At 41.6% G+C, this 3350-nt stretch carries 1 protein-coding gene; it reads left to right on the forward strand.

Annotated elements, in window-relative coordinates; genetic code table 11:
• Positions 1 to 3350, forward strand: a 3350-nt coding sequence (locus QUB30_RS33110; RefSeq protein WP_333342493.1) for an AAA family ATPase, incomplete at both ends; no start/stop codon positions are given.

The following is a 3350-nucleotide window of genomic DNA, read 5'->3' on the forward strand; positions in this document are numbered from 1 at the left end:
TTAGCCGCCTTCGAGCGCGTTAGCAATGGCACAACAGAAATTATGTTAGTGTCGGGTTACTCGGGCATTGGCAAATCTGCCTTAGTGCAAGAAGTTTATCAACCGATTACTAAGGCCAACGGTTATTTTATTGCCGGGAAATTCGACCAATTTCAACGCAATGTTCCTTACTCAGCTATTGTTAAAGCTTTTGGGTCCTTAGTCAAGCAACTCTTAACTGAAAGCGAAACGCAACTGGGCGCCTGGAAAGAAAAACTTTTAGTGGCGTTTGGTGATAACGGTCAAATCATTATAGATGTCATTCCCGACGTAGAACTGATTGTTGGCAAACAGCCATCCGTCCAAGAGTTAGGTGCTACAGAAGCGCAAAACCGCTTTAATTTAGTCTTCCAAAAATTTATCCGGGTGTTTTGTTGTGTCGAGCATCCCTTAGTCATTTTTCTAGACGATTTGCAATGGGCTGACTCCGCTACTTTGAAACTGCTGCAAGTAATGATGGCAGATGAGGAAACAAAATACTTATTTCTAATGGGTGCTTATCGAGATAACGAAGTGAGCCCCACCCATCCTTTAATAATGACTCTGGAGGGGCTGCAAAATCAAAGCGCGATTATTAACCACATTACCTTAACTCCCTTAGATATCGAACATATTACTAACTTGATAGCTGATACTGTGCGGAGGGATAGAGGCTCAGTCATCCTCCTAGCTGAGTTAGTCGTCGGTAAAACTCAAGGCAATCCTTTCTTTGTCAATCAGTTTCTCAGAACTCTCTATGAAGAAAACCTCCTGAATTTTAATTCTGAGCAAAGAAACTGGGAGTGGAATATTTCAGAAATTGAAGCCGTAGGGATTACCGATAACGTCGTTGAGTTGATGGTCGGTAAATTGAGAAAAATGCCAGATTTAACTCAGCAAGTTTTACGGTTAGCCGCTTGTGTGGGCAATAGTTTTGACTTAAATACTCTCTCGATAGTCAACGAAAAATCTACGGTTGAAACTTTTAAAGAGCTAGTGCCAGCAATCCAAGATGGCTTAATTTTAGCCACTTCTGAACTCGGCGTAACAGAAGAAGAAATCGTTCAGTCTTATCTAGTAATCACTACTTACAAGTTTTTGCACGATCGCGTGCAACAAGCAGCTTATGCTTTGATTGAGCAAAATTCTAAAAAAACAGTTCACTTGCAAATTGGCCGCCTGCTGTGGCAAAATACCTCGCCAGAGAAACGAGGGGAAGAGATATTTGCGATCGTCGATCATCTTAATTTAGGAATTGAACGAGTTGGCGATGAATCCGAACGCACTGAAATTGCAAAACTAAATTTAATTGCCGGTCAAAAAGGTAAAGCAGCAACGGCTTATGCTGCGGCTACCGAATATTTGCAAGCAGGTTTGGGACTGCTAGCAAATTCTAGCTGGACTCATCAGTACGAACTGACATTAGCACTGCATGAAGAAGCAGCAGAGGCAGCTTTTTTGAGCGGTGATATTGACCGAATGCAGAGATTCGTTGAGATAGTACAAAACTCCGCCAAAACGCTGCTGGATAAAGTGAAAGTGTATGAAGTTCAGATTCAAGCTTATGTGTCGCAGAACAAACTACTAGAAGCAGTTAATACAGCGTTAGGGGTTTTAAAGCTGCTAGGCGTAGAGTTTCCCTCTCAGCCTAACCCTTCAGATATTGAGCAGGCATTAGGAGAAACTGCGGCAATTTTAAACGGGAAGCGAATTGAAGATTTAATTGATCTGCCTCAAATGAGCGATCCCTATAAACTAGCAGCTATAAAAGTTTTGTCAAGTACCTTTGCTGCTACATTCATTGCTACTCCTGCACTATTACCCTTAATGGTGTGCAAACAAGTAGATTTATCCGTCCAATATGGTAATACTTCTGTGTCTCCCTTTGGTTATGCCAATTATGGTCTTCTACTTTGTGGAGTTGTCGGAGATATTGATTCGGGTTATCAGTTCGGTCAATTGGCTTTAAATCTACTTTCAAAGTTGAATGCTACAGAAATCAAAGCTAAAACCCTTGTTATTGTCAATATATTTACCCGACATTGGAAAGAACATCTCAAAGAAACATTAGAGTCTTTCAAGTTAGCTTACTCTAGTGGAATGGAGGCGGGAGATTTAGAATGGGCTGCCTTTAGTCTATTTGACTACTCTTTTTGCACTTACTTAAGTAGCAAAGAACTGACTGGGCTGGAAAGAGAGATGGCAGCTTACAGAGGTGCTATTTATAAACTTAAGCAAGAAACAGCCCTTAATTATCACGAACCGTTTTGGCAGGCTGTCTTAAATCTGCTGGGAAGAAGTGAAAATCCTTGCCGTCTCCAGGGTGAAGTATATGACGAGCAAATAAGTTTACCATTGTACCAGCAAGCAAATGATAATTCGGGAATTTTTTACTTATGTGTCAACAAAATTATACTTTGTTGTTTGTTTGAAAATTACTCAGAAGCGATTGAAAATATTGCTATAGCCCAGAAGTATTTAGATGCAGTGGTAGGATTGCCTGTTATTCCTATCTTCCATTTCTACGATTCTTTGGCGCGGTTAGCCGTGTATCCTAATACTTCACAGTCAGAGCAACAATACATTCTCAACACAGTAAAAGCTAATCAAGAAAAAATGCAGAAATGGGCGCATCATGCCCCAATGAATTTTTTACACAAATTCTATCTAGTGGAGGCAGAACGGCATCGCGTACTCGATGAAAAAGTAGAGGCAATGCAGATGTACAATAAAGCCATTGCTTTAGCTAAGGAAAACGAATATATCAACGAAGAAGCACTCGCTGACGAACTCGCCGCTAAATTCTACCTGTCATGGGATAATGAAACGATCGCCCAAGCTTATATGCAAAACGCTCATTATAGCTACCAGGTCTGGGGCGCTATAGCTAAAGTTGAGGATTTAGAAAAGAAATATCCCCAATTCCTAGCTAGAACCTCAGCCAATACAACAGCTCAAACAAATGTTAACCGAACAACAATTAAGACTACTACCACTAGCACCAATTTGGGAGAGACGCTAGATTTAGCCACAGTAATGAAAGCCTCTTTCGCGATTTCAGGCGAAATTGTTTTGAGTAAATTGCTGGAAAGGTTGATGAAGATTGCCATCGAAAATGCAGGCGCAGAAAAAGGATTTTTAATTTTAGAAAAAGCGGGAAACTGGGCGATTGAGGCTGAAGGTTCCGTCAAGGAAGATGAAGTCAGCGTGCTGCGCTCGCATCCCCTCAATGCAGAAGCAGCTTCTGGGGAAACGCCCAAACTCGCAAGCGCGATCGCCCACTACGTCATCCGCACCCAGGAAAACGTGGTTTTAAATAACGCCGCCCAAGA

Source organism: Microcoleus sp. BROC3 (genome assembly GCF_036702515.1).
Classification (GTDB): Bacteria; Cyanobacteriota; Cyanobacteriia; order Cyanobacteriales; family Microcoleaceae; genus Microcoleus.